The sequence below is a fragment of the Bacillus cereus genome (assembly GCF_002567495.1).
Classification (GTDB): domain Bacteria; phylum Bacillota; class Bacilli; order Bacillales; family Bacillaceae_G; genus Bacillus_A; species Bacillus_A cereus_AQ.
The window spans coordinates 1-434 of the sequence record NZ_NVAP01000113.1; the positions used below are offsets into that span (position 1 = coordinate 1).

The window sequence follows — 434 nt, forward strand, 5'->3', positions numbered from 1 at the left end:
TCCACCCCGCGATGATATAATATTTATTTTAGAAAAAATGGAGGAGGTAGAGGGATTCGAACCCCCGCGCGACTCTCGCCGCCTGTCGGTTTTCAAGACCGATCCCTTCAGCCGAACTTGGGTATACCTCCGAGATATAAACTGCTAATGGTGGACCTTGTAGGACTCGAACCTACGACCGGACGGTTATGAGCCGTCTGCTCTAACCAGCTGAGCTAAAGGTCCTTTATGGTAGCGGCGGAGGGGATCGAACCCCCGACCTCACGGGTATGAACCGTACGCTCTAGCCAGCTGAGCTACACCGCCATAAAAGATATTAAAATAAGTGGAGCCTAGCGGGATCGAACCGCTGACCTCCTGCGTGCAAGGCAGGCGCTCTCCCAGCTGAGCTAAGGCCCCGTGTTTTTTGGGAAAATCGGGAAGACAGGATTTGA

General features: G+C 53.0%; 4 tRNA genes. All 4 read right to left on the reverse strand.

The features are described 5' to 3' along the window. Positions 1-38 precede the first annotated feature (38 nt). Positions 39-131 (reverse strand) — tRNA-Ser (locus COK05_RS30575). 17 nt (positions 132-148) lie between these two features. After that, positions 149-225, reverse strand: a tRNA-Ile gene (locus COK05_RS30580). Between the two features lie 4 nt (positions 226-229). Then, a tRNA-Met gene (locus tag COK05_RS30585) sits at positions 230-306 on the reverse strand. A gap of 20 nt (positions 307-326) precedes the next feature. Then, positions 327-399: transfer RNA gene (locus COK05_RS30590), tRNA-Ala, on the reverse strand. Positions 400-434 lie beyond the last annotated feature (35 nt).